Source organism: Sandaracinus amylolyticus (assembly GCF_000737325.1).
In the GTDB taxonomy this organism is placed as follows: Bacteria; Myxococcota_A; Polyangia; order Polyangiales; family Sandaracinaceae; genus Sandaracinus; species Sandaracinus amylolyticus.
Window position 1 is genome coordinate 9,529,887 of record NZ_CP011125.1, and the last position, 14,390, is coordinate 9,544,276.

Here is a 14,390-nt window from a genome sequence, read left to right on the forward strand (position 1 = left end):
CGGCAGCGTCGAGACCGAGGTCTCGGCCGGTGCCGGTCCGCGGTGGTCGGCGCGCATCCGCAATCGGATTCTGCTCGGCGCGGCTTCGGGGTGAATCACCCGGGCAGCGCGAGGAGTGATCGCGTGCTCGCGCGCATCCGCGCCTCGGCCCACGCGGGGAACATCCCCGCGAGCCGCAGGAACGCGCGGAACACCGGGCTCGCAGCGTACGCGCGCGGCGCGCGATCGATCGCGCGCACCAGCTCGGTCGCGACGTAGTCGGCGCGCAGCGCGATCACTCCGTCGAAGCGCGTCGTCGCGAGCGCGTGCTCGGTGTCGGTGTGGCTCGGGAGGAACACGACGATGCGCACGCCGTGCTGCGCGACCTCGCCGCGCAGCGCATGCGACCACGCGTTGAGCGCGGCCTTGCTCCCGCAGTAGCTCGCGACCGTCGGGCACGGGATCGCGCCGACGATCGACGACACGTTCACGATCGTCCCGCGCCGCCGCGCGATCATCGAGGGCAACACCGCGCGCGCCACCCGCAGCGCGCCGAAGTAGTTCACGTCCATCTCGCGCCGCTGCGACGTCGGATCCTGCGCGAGGAACGGCGCCTGGTGGAACACACCCGCGTTGTTCACGAGCACGTCGATGGGCCCGGCGGCGAGCGCGCGCTCGATCGCGCTCGACACGCTCGCGTCGTCGGTGACGTCGCACCGGACGACCATCGCGTCGGCACCGCGCGCGAGGACCTCCCGCGCGACCTCGCGCAGCGCGTCCTCGTCGCGCGCGGCGAGCACGAGACGATCACCACGCCGCGCGAGCGCGAGCGCCGTCGCGCGCCCGATGCCGCGCGATGCGCCGGTGACGAGGACACGACGAGACGAGCCAGCCATTCGAACCTCCTCTGCGAACCGGACGATGTCGTCGCGCCGCGCGCGCCGCTTCTCCTCGCTTGCGCTTCGGTTCTCCTGGCTTGCTACGCTCGATCGCCGCGTGACGAGCACCGACTACAGGCCTCGCGTCGAGCGTGCGATCCGCTTCATCGGCGAGAACCTCGATCGGCCGATCACGCTCGCCGAGGTCGCGAAGGTCGCGCACCTCAGCGAGTACCACTTCCACCGCATCTTCGCGGCGATCACCGGTGAGCCGATCGGGCGCTTCGTCACCCGACGTCGCCTCGAGCTCGCCGCGCTGCGCCTCGCGTACGAGCCCTCGCGCAGCGTCACCGAGATCGCGCTCGCGGTCGGATACTCGTCGACGTCGAATTTCTCGAAGGCGTTCAGCGCCCACTTCGGGTGCGCGCCGAGCCGGGTGCGCCATCCCGATCCCGATCTTCCGCCCGCGCTCGGAAAGCTCACGCGCACGTACGGCGCGCGCTTCGACCCCGCCGCGCTCTACGTGCTGCCGCCCGACGCCGACGAGGCGACGCGACGTCGCGAGCACGACGCGCTCGCGAAGAGCGTGCGCTGGGTCGACTTCGCCGGGCTCGACGTCGCGTGCCTCGCGAGCGCCGAGGGCTACGACCTCCCCGCGCTCGAGCGAACGTGGGACGAGCTCATCGCGCGCGGTCGCGCGCTCGGCGTCTGCGACGACGCGGTCGACGCGTACGGCATGGCGTTCGACAGCCCGCGCGTGACCGCGCCCGAGCTCTGCCGCTACCACGCGTGCGTGCCGTGCCCCGCGGACGTCGCGCTCCCCGCGCCGCTCTTCCGCGGTCGCATCCCCGCAGGTCGCTACGCGGTGTTCCGCTACGCGGGCGACGTGACGGCCGTCGAGGAGACGTACCGGCGCATCTACTCGGTGTGGCTCCCGCGCAGTGGGGTCGTCGCCGACGACTTCGTCGCGGTCGACCACTACGTGAACGACGGACCGGTCGCGGGGAGCGTCGACTTCGAGATCTGGATCAAGGTCCGCGCGCGCGAGCCCTGACGGCGCACGACGCGCTCCGCGGCGCGGCGCACGCTCCGCTCCGATCCGCGGGATCACCTGCGAAAGTGCAGCGGATCGGTTGTTGCGAACTGCCACGCTCGTGACCGTGATCGCCAAGGTCTCGAGCGCGACCCCGAGCGCGCCCGAGCCCAGCTCGGGCACGCGGGCCGTCACGCCCGCGCGGTTCGGGCGCTACGTCCTGCTCGGGCTGCTCGGACGCGGGGGCATGGCGGACGTGCACCTCGCGCTCGTCAGCAGTCCAGGCGCGGTGCGTCGCCTCGTCGTCGTGAAGACGCCGCGCGCGCACCTGCTCGACAGCCCGCAGCACGTCGGCATGTTCCTCGACGAGGCGCGCGCGCTCTCGGCGCTCGCGCACCCGAACCTGCTGCAGATCCACGACACGGGCTTCGAGGACGCGCAGACGTACATCGCGGCCGAGTACCTCGACGGCCTCACGCTCTCCGAGCTGCTCTCGGAGTGCGAGCGCGCCAAGACCCGCGTGCCGGTCGCGGTCGTCGTGAAGATCGTCTCGGAGGTCGCGGCCGCGCTCGCCTACGCGCACCAAGCGAAGGCGCTCGACGGAACGCCGCTGCACCTCGTGCACCGCGACGTGAGCCCGCCGAACGTGATGGTGCTGCGCAGCGGCATCGCGAAGCTGATCGACTTCGGCGTCGCGAAGACGGCGCGCAACGTGGTCGGCACCGAGGTCGGCCACGTGAAGGGCAAGTTCCGCTACGTCGCGCCCGAGCTCGTGAGCGGCGAGCGGCCGAGCTCGTCGGCCGACGTGTGGTCGCTCGGCGTGTTGCTGTGGGAGTGCCTCACCGGGCGTCGTCTGTTCCGCGGCAAGGGCGCGTTCGAGGTGCTCACCAAGGTGCGCAACTCGCCGATCGTCCCGCCCTCGCAGCTCGCGCCCGACGGCGACGCGACGCTCGACGCGATCGTGCTGCGCGCGCTCGATCGCTCGCCCGAGACGCGCTGCTCGATGCGCGAGCTGCACGCCGATCTCGTGCGATGGCTCGCGACGCGCGCGCCGCACGTGTCGTCGACCGAGGTCGCGGCGTTCGTGAACGGCGCGGGCCACGTGCTCCTCGACGCGCGCGACGCGCAGATCCGCGAGTGGCTGCGCGCGATCGACGCGACGCCGAGCCCGATCAGCGTGAACGCGACGCCCGACGGGCGAGCGCGCGTGGAGGTGCCCCCGCCTCCCCCGCTGCCTTCCGATCTCGTGGCGCTCACGGCGTCGAGCCCGAGCCCGTGGTCGCTCGGCGCGATGCGCGCGAAGCTGCGCGCGTGGCGCGTCGAACCGTCGCACGTGATCGCGGCGTGCGTCGGTGCGCTGGCGACGGTCGCGCTGGTCGCGGTGACGACGCGCGGCAGCGACGACGCACCGTCGATCGCGCCGGTCCAGGTCGAAGCGCCGGTCGTCGCGGCTCCGGTCGTCTCGCCCGCGCCGGTCGCGCCCGCAGCGGTCGAGGTCCCGGAGCCGGAGCCCGAGCTCGCGGTGGAGGAAGCGCCGCCCGAGCCGCGCCCGCGCCGTGCACGTCGCGGTCGGCGCGCCCAGCCGCGCGTCACGACGCCGGCGCCGGCGACGCGCATCGCCCCGGCGCGCCCGGCGCGCACCAACGACACGCTGCACACCGTGCTCGCGCGCGCTCGTGATCGCTTCCGCGCCGGGGACTTCCACCGCGCCGCCGTGGAGTACGCGGCCGCGTCGCGCATGTCACCGAGCGACGCGCGCATCTTCGCGGGGCTCGGCGCGGCGCGCCTCCGCGCCGGGGATCGCGACGGCGCCGCGCGCGCATATCGGCGCGCGATGGCGCTCGCGCCGGGCAACGATCGGTACCGCGCCGCGCTCGCGTCGTTGCGCTGAGTCATTCACCCAGTCGATGGGTGCGCGGCGATCCATCGACCTCGTCGGTGGGAACCTCCGTGCACGCGCGACCGCCGCGTCCCTCGGCGCCGATCGTGATCGCGCCGAGCACGCGCCCGTGGTCGTCGACGACCTCGTAGCCTCCGATGGCGAGCGGCGGAAGCGCGCAGCGCGCGACGCGATCACCGAACGCCGGCGAGCACGTGACGATGCGCGCTGGCGCCGACTCCGCGCGCAGCACGATCCGACCGTCCACCAGCTCGGCGCGGCAACGCTCGACGAATTCCGAGCCAGCACAGGGATCTCCGTCGCGCACGACGAGATCGATCACGACCGGCGCCGCGCACGACGGCTCGACGTCGGCGCAGAGCTCGTCGATGCCGCGCAGCGGCTCCCATGGACCGTCGGGCTCGGCCTCGAGCGCGACCTCGCAGGTGCCCGGAGCGGGATCGACGATCCGCTCGACGAACGGGAGCCGCATCGGCCACCACACGAAGACGAGCGGCCCGCTCGGCGCCGCACCTTCGCACGCGACGGCGTGCGTCCCGGCGTGCGCCTCACCGCACGCCGGACGCACGGCCCACACCGATGCGTCTCCCTGCATCTCGCACGCGGCGAGCCCTGCGCCGACCACGAACGCGATCGACGCGCCGCTCGCATCGCGGCACGCCCCGTGGGGCCACACCGCGCGGTCGGCGTCGCAAGCCACGCCCGACCCGAGTGGCACCTCGCACGTCGCTCCGATCTCGAGCTCGTGCGACGCATGACAGCCGGCCCACGTCAGAGCCAGCGAAGCCCACCACGCTCACTGCGACATGAGCACATGGTACGCGACGCCTCAGCGCAGCGTCGCGAGGAGCTCGACGAGCGCGCGCGCGGTCGGCGCGGCGGACGCCGGGTTCTGGCCGGTCACGAGGCGCGCGTCGACCGCGACGCGCGGCTGCCACCGCGGCGCAGTGACGAGGTGCGCGCCGCGCTCGCGCAGCGCGCTCTCGAGCAGGAACGGCACGACGCGATCGAGCTGCACCGCGCGCTCCTCGTCGTCGGTGAACGCGCTCACGGTGCGCCCCGCGACCAGCGGTCGACCGTCCGCGAGCCGCACGTTCACCAGCGCCGCGGGCCCGTGACAGACCGCGGCGACCGCGCCGCCACGCTCGTAGATCGCCGCGGTGACGCGCTGGAACGCGACGTCGTCGGGGAGATCCCACATCGCGCCGTGCCCGCCCGCGAAGAAGATCGCGGCGTAGCGCGAGGGGTCCACGTCGCGCGACGCGATGCTCGCGTGCAGGCGCGCGACCAGCGCCGCGTCGTCGAGGAATCGCGCGACGGCGGGCACGCTTCGATCGACTCCGTCGAGCGGCACGCGCCCTCCGCGCACCGACGCGAATTCCACGTCGTAGCCCGCGTCGACGAACACCTCGTAGGGCTCGGCGATCTCGGGCAGGTACGCGCCGGTGGGCTCGCCGGTGTCGCCCTTGCGGTCGTGGCTCGTCGTCGCGATCAGGATCGTCGGTCGCTGGGTCATCTGGCTCTCCGGTTCTCGTGCGGTGTCGTCGTGTCGCGGTGCGCAGCACGCGAGCAATGCGAGCGCGAGCACCGATCGATGGCTCGTCATGCGAGAGGTGTACGGACGCGCGCGCTGCGGCGTGAGAGGCGCGACGGGTCATTCAGTTGTACGTATCGATTGAAGATGACCGCGCTGCCTCCGCTCCCGCACCTCGAGGCGTTCTGCCGGACGTACGAGCTCGGGAGCTTCACCCGCGCGGCGCGCGCCCTCGCGCTCACGCCCCAGGCGGTGAGCCGGAGCGTCGCGCGGCTCGAGGAGGAGCTCGGGGCGACGTTGTTCCGCCGCACCACGCGCAGCCTCGCCGCGACCGACGAGGGCCGTCGCTACTACGAGCACGCCGCGCAGGCGATCGCCCTCTTGCGCGCGGGCGGCGAGGCCATGCGCGAGAAGCGCAACACGCCGTCGGGCCTGGTGCGCATCAGCGTCCCCACGACCTACGGGCTCTCCCGGTTCGCGCCGCGCCTGGGCGAGTTCCAGCGTCTCAACCCGCACGTACAAGTGGAGATGCAGGTCTCGAATCACAACGTCGACTTCGTGCGCGACGGGTGCGACCTCGCGATCCGGCACGGCACGATCGCCGACCACTCGCTGGTCGCGCGGCGCCTCGGCACGTTCCCGCTCGCGATCGTCGCGAGCCCGGCGTACCTCGCGCGTCGAGGCCGACCGCACACGCCCGACGATCTCGCGTCCCACGACTGCATCACGTTCGTGCTCCCGCGCACCGGTCGCGCGATGCCGTGGTCGGTCGGCTCGCCACCGCGCCGCATCGAGCCGCTCGCGCGTTATCGCTGCGCCGAGGACATGGTCGGCGTGGTCGCGCTGGCGCGCGCAGGCCTCGGCCTCGCGCACGCGTACGTCTTCATGTTCGCCGACCACGTCCGCCGCGGAGAGCTCGTCGAGGTGCTCGAGGAGCACCGCGGCGCGAGCCGCCCGTTCTCGCTGGTCTATCCGCGCGCGACGGCGCGCTCGAGCGCGGTGCGCGCGATGATCGAGTTCATCGTCGCGACGCGCGAGCCGTGAGCGTCGGGGACGACGCCGAAGCCGCGAGGCCGAAGCCGAGCCCGAGCACGGTCGCGAGCCGAGCACGACGTCGAGGTCGCGACGCTCGCGTCGTGACCTCTCCCCGCGCGCCTCGCCGAAGCCTCAGCCCGCGCGATCCCGAACGTCGAGCTCGAGATGCCAGCGCTCCCCATCCCGAGCGATCACATCGAGCGAGAGCGTCCCGACCTCCGTCACCGACGCCCGCAGCCGCACCGGCACCAGATCGCCCGGCGTCCGCCCTTCGCTCGTCAGCGTCGTCTCGATGCGCGGCAGCTCCTCGACCTCACCCTGCCACCGCTCGATCAGCGTCCCCGGCTCGTCCTCGCGGCGCACGCTCGATCCGAAGAACCGGAACTGCACCGGCTCACCCACCACGAGCGCGAGCTCCTGCGGCGCCGGCGGCGCCTCGGTGCCTTCCTCCATCCCGAACGGCGCCACGCACAGCGCGCTCACCGGCGGCTCCATCCCCGGCACCGCGGGCATCGCGGCCTCGATGCCGACGTAGTAGCTCATCGCCGTGCCGCCCCGGATGCGCACGCCCCGCCCGCGCCGCACGTACGCGTAGTACGCCGCGCCGCGCGCCACCGCGAGATCGAGATCCGCGCCCTCGAGCACACGCGCCCGCGGCGCACCGTCCTTCTGCAGCCACGCGTTCAGCACCTCGACGATGCGCGACGCGAGCACCGGCGACTTCAGCACGCCGCCGTTGAAGAGCACCGCCGTCGGATGGATGAACGTCGCGTCCGGCGCGCTCGCACGGAACCCCTCGAGCGCCTCGGTCGCCGCGATCTGCTTGCCGAGGAACGCCGCGAGGTGCCGCGTCACCCCGGGATCCTGCGCGAACGGCAGACCGATCTGCGTCAGCGCGCCGCGCGCGCGGCCCATCGGTCGCGCCTTGCTGTCGACCACCGGGAAGAAGCCCTCGACCAGCACGCGCTCCACTTCCGCGCGCGTGAGCTCGGTGCGCAGCGATCCGCCGATCAGCTTCGAGCCGCGGCTCGGCACCACGATCGCGACGCTGTCCGCCGCGGGGCTCTCGCCGAGCAGCTGCTCCTTCGCGCCGCGGCACGCATGCGTCAGCGCCTGCACCTGCCACGCGTCGAGCGAGTGTCCCTCGGCCTCGAGCTTCACCCGCACCGTGTGCGCGAGCGCGAGGTCCATGTTGTCGCCGCCGAGCAGGATGTGATCGCCGACCGCGACGCGATGCAGCTCGAGGTTCCCCTCGCGCTGGAGCACCGCGATCAGCGAGAAGTCGGTGGTGCCGCCGCCGAGATCGACGACGAGGATCACGTCGCCGACCTTCACCTGCTCGCGCCACTTGCCGTGGGTGCGCTGGATCCACGAGTACAGCGCGCTCTGCGGCTCCTCGAGCAGCACCGCGCCGCCGAGCCCGGCCTCGCGCGCCGCCTCCGCGGTCAGCTCGCGCGCCGCGGGATCGAACGACGCAGGCACCGTGATCACCACGTCCTGCTCTTCGATCGGTGCCTCGGGATGCTTGGTGTTCCAAGCATCTCGCAGGTGCTCGAGGTACTGGATCGACGCCTGGAGCGGCGAGATGCGCGGCACGTCGCTCGCGTCGGGCGGAAGCCCCGCGGGCAGGATCGGCGCACGACGATCGACGCCGGGATGGCACAGCCAGCTCTTCGCGCTCGAGACCAGGCGGATCGGCGTCTTGCTCCCGAGCGCGCGCGCGAGCTCGCCCACGCACTGCGGAGGGGACTCGCTCCACGGCAGCGCGAGCGCGCCCGGCGCGAGCTCGCCCGGGTGCGGCAAGTAGAGGAACGAGGGCAGCAGCGCGCGGCTCTCGATCTGCGCCGGCGCGACCGACTGCGGCACCTCGAGCACGTGCTGCGCGACCTCTTCACCCTCGCTGAGATCGAGCTCGACGTACGAGAGCGCGCAGTGCGTCGTCCCGAGATCGATCCCGATCGCGAACGAAGCGCTCTCCTTGCTCACAGCTCCACCTCCGCCGGCGCGATCACGCGCGCGTCGTGCCCCTCGGCCATCTTCGGCAGCTTCACGTCCTTCGCGCGCCAGCCGCGGTGCGCGAGCGTCCCCTTGAAGGGCGGCTCACCCACGACGTTGCCGGTCAGACGGATCGCCTTCGCGTCGAACCCCTTGTCCAGCGTCAACTTCGCGCCCTCGTCCTCGCTGCGCACCGGCTCGAGCGGCACGTGCTCGCGCAGCGCCTTGCGACAACCCTCGTGCACCACGCGCGCGGCCGCCCCGACCTGCGCATCCGAGAAGCTGGCCACGTCCTCCTCGAGGAAGTCCACGAAGCGACCTTCGCGCTGGAGCAGCGCGAGCAGCTGGAGCGCCGCGTCGGGCGTCGCCTCGCGCAGCACCGGCTTCTCGGGCTCCGGCTTCTTCTTCTCGGGCTCGACCTTCTTCTCGGGCTCGGGAGGGGGCGGGAGCGCGGGACGTCCCTCGCGCAGCCGCGCGACGCCGGCCGCGAAATCCGCATCGAACAACGTGCGGAAGTACGCGATCCACGCGAGCACGAAGAAGCGGAAGAAGAAGCCCGGTGCGGGCTGATCGTCGGTGTTCGTCGCCGTCGGCATGGGGCCGCTTGATTAGCACGAGACCCCCGGCGGATCCGAGGTATGGGCACGTGCGAGCAGCCCGTGGATCGCGGCACCGTTCCACAGGGCCGCGAAAAAGATCCCGGGCGAGCACGATCGTCCTCGCGCCCCTTTTCTTCGGAGTGGGACCAAGCCCATGATGGGGTCATGACGCACCGGGACGAGCTGCTTTCGATCCAGGCGCGCGTGGATGCTCAGCAGCGCGAGCTCGACGAGGCCAAGTCGGAGATCGCGCTGCTCCGCGCAGCCCACGCCCAGAAGACCCGTGAGGCGGAAGTGCTACGCCGCGAGCTCGACGAGCATCGCGGCGGCGTGCGCGCCGCCCACGAGAAGAGCGACGCGACGAAGCTGGATGCCGCGGAGCACGACGTCGAAGGGCTCCGCTGGTCGATGCGCCTCGGCGCGTCGATCATGGCGGGTGTGGCGCTCGTCGGGTCGATGATGCTCGCGGTGGGCGCATCGCGTGGCGCTTGCCACGGCGGGGCGCGCGCGTACGCGGCGACGAGCACCGCGGTCACCCCGCTCGTGCGCGACGGGCACGTCGTCGCGACGCACGGCCCCGAGGTCGTCGCGACGGGCGAGCAGTGCACCGTCGAGCGCATGCCGGTCGAGGGCGGCGGGTTCGACTGCCGCGTCGAGGTGCGCTGCGGTGGCGAGACGCTCTACGGCACGACGTTCGATACCGGGTACGTGCGCTGCGGCGGTCGCGAGGTCGTGCGCGACGCGGACGTGACGGCGCGCGACGGCGATCCCGCGATGACGATGGATCTCGCGCGCGGCCGCGTGATCGTCGAAGAGCGCGTCGGGCTCGGCACGCAGCGCGTCGAGATCGCGCTCGATCCGATCGTCGACTGAGCGCGGGTCCCGACCGATCGACGAGCCCTCTCGCCGCGAGGCGCGAGGGCTCGTTTCGTTTCGCGACCTCGAGCGCGTGGCGTGGCGCCTCGGTTCGTGCGCCGGGCGCGCCGCGTGCTGGCGGGATCGCCACGCGATGCAGACGTTCTTGCCGTACGCGTCCTTCGAGGAGAGCGCGCGCTGTCTCGACTCGCTGCGGCTCGGCAAGCAGCGCGTCGAGGTGCTGCAGATCCTCCGCGCGTCGATGCTCGAGGACTACGGCTGGCAGACGCATCCCGTGGTCTGCATGTGGCGCGGCCACGAGGACGCGCTGATCGCGTACGGGCTCGCGATCTCCGACGAGTGGATCCGGCGCGGACATCGCGACACGTGCCTCGCGCAGATCGCGGAGTTCTCGACGCATCGACGACCTCCCACCGAGCGCGAGCTGATCGAGCGCGGAGCGATGCCGCCGTGGCTCGGCGACGAGGCGCTGCATCGCTCGCATCGGTCCGCGCTGCTGCGCAAGCACCGCGATCACTACGCGCCCTTCTTCGAGCGCGATCTGCCCGACGATCTGCCGTACGTCTGGCCCGTGCCGTGCGCGGCGCCGGACACGGCGCGCGAGCCGATCGCGGCATGGGTCCTCCGCGCCGAGACGCGCGCGATGCTCGGACGCTTCGTGCGCGACGGCGTGGTCGCGCTGCCCGACGCGGACGCACACAGCGGGACCAAGAGCGCGCGGATGACGCGCGCGTTCGTCGAGGACGCGAAGATCGGCGACGTGATCCTGGTGCCCGACGAGGCGCGCCTGCTCGTGGGCGAGATCACCAGCGACGCGCGCCACGAGCGACGGCGGAGGCGCCCGCACGTGCGCGACGTGCGGTGGCTCGGGGAGCTCGACCGCCGCGCGCTCCGCCGCCCGGTGCGCCTCCAGGATCCGAGCCTCTTCTTCGCGCTGCGTGGCGAGGACGATCCCCGTCTCGCGATGACGGCGAGCGCGTCGTCGGCGCGCGTGTGATCGGGACGGCGTCGCGGACGATTTCGCCACCACTGCGCTCGTCTCGCTCCACTCATGTCGCGAGAGGAGCGGAACCGACAGGATGTCCGACCGACGGACCTCGATCCTCGTGATCGCGATCATCGCGCTGGGCTGCGCGAACGAGCGCCCGGCAGACGAGCTCGACGGCGGCCTCGCGCCCGACGCCGCGACCCGCGACGCACGCGTGGTGGACGTCGACGCGGCACCCCCGCCCGCGCTCGACGGCGGCCTCGGCCCGCCGGATCTCCCGGTGCTCGATCCGCCCTCGCACGGCGGCACGATCACGTTCCAGCAGATCGGCGCGACCGGCTGGTACCCGAGCGTGCGCGATCCCGAGGTCGGCCCGTGCGACGCGTACGACGCGAGCGGCTGCTGCATGGCGCGCCACGAGGTCACGAGCGATCGGCTCACCCCGTGGAACGAAGATCTCGTGCTCACGCTGCGCGGCCCGATGAACGTCGCACAGCTCGCGGTGTACCAGCCGAGCGGCGACGGTTGGTCGCTGGTCTCGGCGTGGGATCGGCGCGCCGCGTCGAGCCCGCGCGGCCTCTCGTTCCGCGGCAACGACACCGAGTCGGAGGGCTTCGACGGCGCGATCGGCACCGAGTGCCTCGTCGATCTCGCGACCGACGTCCCGTTCCCGTGCGGGCCCGGCAGCGAGCCCTTCTGCAGCGGCGAAGGACGCCACCACGGCTGGGCCGGCTCGAAGCTCTTCGTCCTGCTCGCGCGCATGCCGCACGTCGGTGATCCCGAGGCCGGCACGCCGTGCTCCGAGGGCCCGGGCGGCAACTGGTACGACGCGCCGTGGATCGGCCTGAGCCTCGGCGAGCTCGCGCGCGCCGGCGCGTTCTCGAGCTGCCAGTGCTACGCGCGCAACCCCGCGGAGTGGTGGCTCGGCGACGGCTGCGGGCAGTTCAACGTGTTCGAGGTCGTCAACGACAACAACGAGTATCGGAACCTCGACGTCTTCAGCACGAACTTCTTCGGCTACGGCGGCTACGTCGGCGAAGGACCGTGCGGCGCGCGCTGCGACGTGTCGCGGCTCGGGCCCGAGGTCGATCTGATCGACAAGACGACGATCGCCGAAGCCGCGGCGGGCGCGGTCGCGAGCCCGGAGCGCGGCCCCGGCGCGGCCTTCCGCCGGCCGTCCGCGGGCTATCGCTACTTCGTCGTGCTGCTCGACGAAGCGTCGCGCACCGTGCAGCTCGCGATCGTCCACCCGTCGCAGATCCCCGCCGCCGCGAGCCCGCTGCTGCCCGCGCTCCCCGCCGAGATCGACGGCGACGTGGTGCGCGGCCTCCTCGACCTACGGCTGCCGCGATGAGCGCGCGCTGGCTCTGGGCGCTCCTGGTCGTCGGCTGCGCGTGCGAGAGCACGCCGAGCGACGACGTCCGCGACGACGCGAGCACGCCGCCGGTGGTGCGCGGATGCAAACGCGGCGTCGCGTACGGGCATCACTCGATCGCCGACTTCGCCGCGCTCGGGCCGGCGATCTCGTGGTGGTACAACTGGCACCACCTGCCCGACGACGCGCTGCGCGACGGCAGCTATCGCGCGCAGGGCGTCGAGTACGTGCCGATGGTGTGGGGCCGCGACTTCGACGCCGACACGCACGTCCGCGAGATCCCCGAGGGCGCGACGACGCTGCTCGGCTTCAACGAGCCGAACTTCGCATCGCAGGCGAACCTGTCCGCGGCGGACGCCGCGGCGCTGTGGCCCGAGGTCGAGCGCATCGCGGACGAGCGCGGCCTGCTGCTCGTCTCCCCCGCGGTGAACTACTGCGGCGGCGACTGCCAGGACACCGATCCGTTCCGTTACCTCGAGGAGTTCTTCGCTGCGTGCCCCGACTGCCGCGTCGATCGCATCGCGATCCACGTCTACGTCGGCTGCCGTCCCGAGGGCGACGATCAGGCGCGCTGGCTGATCGATCACGTGCGGCGCTACGAAGAGCGCTTCACGCAGCCGATCTGGCTCACGGAATTCGCGTGCACCGATGCCGCGAACGTCGACGAGCAGATCGCGTTCCTCGAGGACGCGGTCGCGTTCCTCGAGAGCGATCCGCGCATCGAGCGCTATGCGTGGTTCTCGGGGCGCTTCGAGGGGATCGACCACGTCGATCTGCTCGGCGCCGACGGCGAGCTGACCGCGCTGGGACGCGCCTACGTCGAGGCGCCCGCCTCGCCCGACTGCGAGCGATGAGGAGCGGAGCGATGAGGAGATTCGCGATCGCCGGCACGCTGATCTGCGTGCTCGGATGCAGCAGTCCGCCGTCGGGCTCGGAGGATGCCGGCACGCGCCCGCCGGACGATGCGCGCCCGAGCGAGACCGACGCGCGGCCGAGCGAGACCGACGCCGCACCGATCGACACCGACTGCGCGATCGACGGCGACGGACGCACCACGCTCGTGTTCTTGAACAACTGCTCAAGAATGTTGGAGATGCGCGGGAGCGACATCGAGAGCGCGTCGATCGCGCCCGGCGCGACGGCGTGCCGCGACATCGGGAGCGCCGACGAAGAGCTCTCCGCGAAGCGCTACTGGGGCTTCCTCGGCGACGATCCGGGCCCGGAGCGCCACACGCTCGCGGAGTTCACGTTCAACACCGACTTCCACGACTTCGACTGGTACAACATCAGCCACGTCGACGCGCACAACCTCACGATGCGCATCACGCCGCGCGCGCGGCCCGACTGCGACACGTTGCTCTGCGACGATCCCGCGCTGCTCGCGGAGTGCCCCGACGTCGGGCGGTACGAGGACGCGTCGGGCGAGCTCGTCTCGTGCGTCAGCCCGAGCCGCGACGACCCGGAGAGCGAGGTCGCGCTCCACTTCGAGTCGTGCGAGGACGGCTACGCGTGGTCGGGCGACGATCAGCGCGGCGAGGACCGCAGCCCGGTGCGCGCCTGCGCCGGCGAGGACTGGGAGATCGTCTTCTGCCCGTGACGCTCAGCGCAGACGATCGAGATCGGTCCAGAGCTCGGCGACGACGAGCGTGGCTCCGACCGACTCGAGGTCGACCACACCCTCGCGCACGCCCGTCGTGACCAGCCACTTGCCGGGCTCGATGCGGTGGTGGTGCTCGACCGTGCGATCCTCGATCGAGACGAGCAGGTAGTCGGTGAACGAGTCGATCGAGCGGTAGTGGACGAGCTTCCCGCCGCGGTCGTAGTCGGCGGTCGAGGGCGAGAGCACCTCGACGATCAGCGTGGGGTTCACGATCGCACGGTCGTCCCGCTCGTCGTGGCGCAGCGCGCCACATACGACGATCGCATCGGGGTAGTGATATGCCCGCGTGCGCGGCGTCGAGATCTTCAGGCCTTCACCGAACGCGACGCAGGGCTTCCCACGGAGTGCGGTCCTGAGCGCGAAGTACACGTTCCCGACGACCGCGACGTGCTGAGGGCTCCCGCCCGCCATCGCGAACGCCTCGCCGTTCACGTACTCCCAGCGCTCGTCGCTCCCGCGATCGAGCGCGATGTACTCCTCGACCGTCATCCGGCGCAGGTCGCGGGCTTCCATGACGCTCAGGATAGCAGCGATCCCT

The 14,390-nt window shown here is 72.3% G+C and carries 14 protein-coding genes; 8 read left to right on the plus strand and 6 right to left on the minus strand.

Annotation, left to right across the window (positions count from 1 at the left end; translation table 11 throughout):
• Window positions 1-95: 95 nt before the first annotated feature.
• Window positions 96-875: an SDR family NAD(P)-dependent oxidoreductase gene (locus tag DB32_RS40345; RefSeq protein WP_053237985.1), complete on the minus strand. Its 780-nt coding sequence runs from the start codon at window positions 873-875 to the stop codon at window positions 96-98.
• 100 nt (window positions 876-975) lie between these two features.
• Between DB32_RS40345 and DB32_RS40350 the strand changes: the two genes are divergently transcribed.
• Together DB32_RS40350 and DB32_RS40355 are read left to right on the plus strand one after the other, a co-directional pair.
• Window positions 976-1,911, plus strand: a complete 936-nt coding sequence (locus DB32_RS40350; protein WP_053237986.1) for an AraC family transcriptional regulator — start codon at window positions 976-978, stop codon at window positions 1,909-1,911.
• A gap of 100 nt (window positions 1,912-2,011) precedes the next feature.
• Window positions 2,012-3,781 carry a serine/threonine-protein kinase gene (locus DB32_RS40355; protein ID WP_053237987.1) on the plus strand — a complete coding sequence of 590 codons (1,770 nt, stop codon included), beginning with the start codon at window positions 2,012-2,014 and terminating at the stop codon, window positions 3,779-3,781.
• Between the two features lies 1 nt (window position 3,782).
• On the opposite strand, the gene DB32_RS40360 is transcribed toward DB32_RS40355, so the two are convergent.
• Entirely contained in the window at window positions 3,783-4,490 is a 708-nt protein-coding gene (locus tag DB32_RS40360) for a hypothetical protein (protein WP_053237988.1), read from the minus strand.
• Window positions 4,491-4,619: 129 nt separating this feature from the next.
• Complete coding sequence (locus DB32_RS40365; RefSeq protein ID WP_053239120.1) at window positions 4,620-5,306, minus strand: type 1 glutamine amidotransferase domain-containing protein; 687 nt, start codon at window positions 5,304-5,306, stop codon at window positions 4,620-4,622.
• A gap of 165 nt (window positions 5,307-5,471) precedes the next feature.
• On the opposite strand from DB32_RS40365, the gene DB32_RS40370 reads away from it, so the two are divergent.
• Window positions 5,472-6,368 carry a LysR family transcriptional regulator gene (locus DB32_RS40370; protein WP_053237989.1) on the plus strand — a complete coding sequence of 299 codons (897 nt, stop codon included), beginning with the start codon at window positions 5,472-5,474 and terminating at the stop codon, window positions 6,366-6,368.
• Window positions 6,369-6,491: 123 nt separating this feature from the next.
• On the opposite strand, the gene DB32_RS40380 is transcribed toward DB32_RS40370, so the two are convergent.
• Both DB32_RS40380 and DB32_RS40385 read right to left on the minus strand, forming a co-directional pair.
• Window positions 6,492-8,345 (minus strand): Hsp70 family protein, encoded by a 1,854-nt coding sequence (locus DB32_RS40380; protein ID WP_053237991.1) that lies wholly within the window; start codon window positions 8,343-8,345, stop codon window positions 6,492-6,494.
• On the minus strand, window positions 8,342-8,950 hold the full coding sequence (locus tag DB32_RS40385) for a DUF2760 domain-containing protein (protein ID WP_083458369.1): 609 nt from the start codon (window positions 8,948-8,950) through the stop codon (window positions 8,342-8,344). The genes DB32_RS40380 and DB32_RS40385 overlap by 4 nt, the downstream gene beginning before the upstream one ends.
• 168 nt (window positions 8,951-9,118) lie before the next feature.
• On the opposite strand from DB32_RS40385, the gene DB32_RS40390 reads away from it, so the two are divergent.
• The 5 genes from DB32_RS40390 to DB32_RS40410 all read left to right on the plus strand — a co-directional run bounded on the left by DB32_RS40390 (window position 9,119) and on the right by DB32_RS40410 (window position 13,789).
• Window positions 9,119-9,826 (plus strand): hypothetical protein, encoded by a 708-nt coding sequence (locus tag DB32_RS40390; RefSeq protein ID WP_157070194.1) that lies wholly within the window; start codon window positions 9,119-9,121, stop codon window positions 9,824-9,826.
• A gap of 136 nt (window positions 9,827-9,962) precedes the next feature.
• The gene (locus DB32_RS48855) at window positions 9,963-10,826 is read left to right on the plus strand and encodes an MSMEG_6728 family protein (RefSeq protein ID WP_075098147.1); all 864 of its coding nucleotides are present in this window, start codon (window positions 9,963-9,965) and stop codon (window positions 10,824-10,826) included.
• Window positions 10,827-10,908: 82 nt separating this feature from the next.
• Window positions 10,909-12,171: a DUF2403 domain-containing lipoprotein gene (locus DB32_RS40400; RefSeq protein ID WP_053237993.1), complete on the plus strand. Its 1,263-nt coding sequence runs from the start codon at window positions 10,909-10,911 to the stop codon at window positions 12,169-12,171.
• Window positions 12,168-13,046, plus strand: coding sequence for a glycoside hydrolase family protein (locus DB32_RS40405; RefSeq protein WP_053237994.1), 879 nt, complete (start codon window positions 12,168-12,170; stop codon window positions 13,044-13,046). The genes DB32_RS40400 and DB32_RS40405 overlap by 4 nt, the downstream gene beginning before the upstream one ends.
• 11 nt (window positions 13,047-13,057) lie before the next feature.
• Entirely contained in the window at window positions 13,058-13,789 is a 732-nt protein-coding gene (locus DB32_RS40410) for a thaumatin family protein (RefSeq protein ID WP_053237995.1), read from the plus strand.
• Between the two features lie 3 nt (window positions 13,790-13,792).
• Here the strand turns inward: DB32_RS40410 and DB32_RS40415 are convergent, their stop codons facing one another.
• Window positions 13,793-14,365 (minus strand): Uma2 family endonuclease, encoded by a 573-nt coding sequence (locus DB32_RS40415; protein ID WP_053237996.1) that lies wholly within the window; start codon window positions 14,363-14,365, stop codon window positions 13,793-13,795.
• Between the last annotated feature and the right edge of the window lie 25 nt (window positions 14,366-14,390).

What these genes read in the sequence shown, in the direction of transcription:
- DB32_RS40370 (WP_053237989.1), top strand. Translation starts at nt 5,472, where the DNA reads ATGACCGCGCTGCCTCCGCTCCCGCACCTCGAGGCGTTCTGCCGGACG.
- DB32_RS40365 (WP_053239120.1), bottom strand. Translation starts at nt 5,306, where the DNA reads ATGACCCAGCGACCGACGATCCTGATCGCGACGACGAGCCACGACCGC.
- DB32_RS40400 (WP_053237993.1), top strand. Translation starts at nt 10,909, where the DNA reads ATGTCCGACCGACGGACCTCGATCCTCGTGATCGCGATCATCGCGCTG.
- DB32_RS40385 (WP_083458369.1), bottom strand. Translation starts at nt 8,950, where the DNA reads ATGCCGACGGCGACGAACACCGACGATCAGCCCGCACCGGGCTTCTTC.
- DB32_RS40415 (WP_053237996.1), bottom strand. Translation starts at nt 14,365, where the DNA reads ATGGAAGCCCGCGACCTGCGCCGGATGACGGTCGAGGAGTACATCGCG.
- DB32_RS48855 (WP_075098147.1), top strand. Translation starts at nt 9,963, where the DNA reads ATGCAGACGTTCTTGCCGTACGCGTCCTTCGAGGAGAGCGCGCGCTGT.
- DB32_RS40410 (WP_053237995.1), top strand. Translation starts at nt 13,058, where the DNA reads ATGAGGAGATTCGCGATCGCCGGCACGCTGATCTGCGTGCTCGGATGC.
- DB32_RS40405 (WP_053237994.1), top strand. Translation starts at nt 12,168, where the DNA reads ATGAGCGCGCGCTGGCTCTGGGCGCTCCTGGTCGTCGGCTGCGCGTGC.
- DB32_RS40390 (WP_157070194.1), top strand. Translation starts at nt 9,119, where the DNA reads ATGACGCACCGGGACGAGCTGCTTTCGATCCAGGCGCGCGTGGATGCT.
- DB32_RS40345 (WP_053237985.1), bottom strand. Translation starts at nt 875, where the DNA reads ATGGCTGGCTCGTCTCGTCGTGTCCTCGTCACCGGCGCATCGCGCGGC.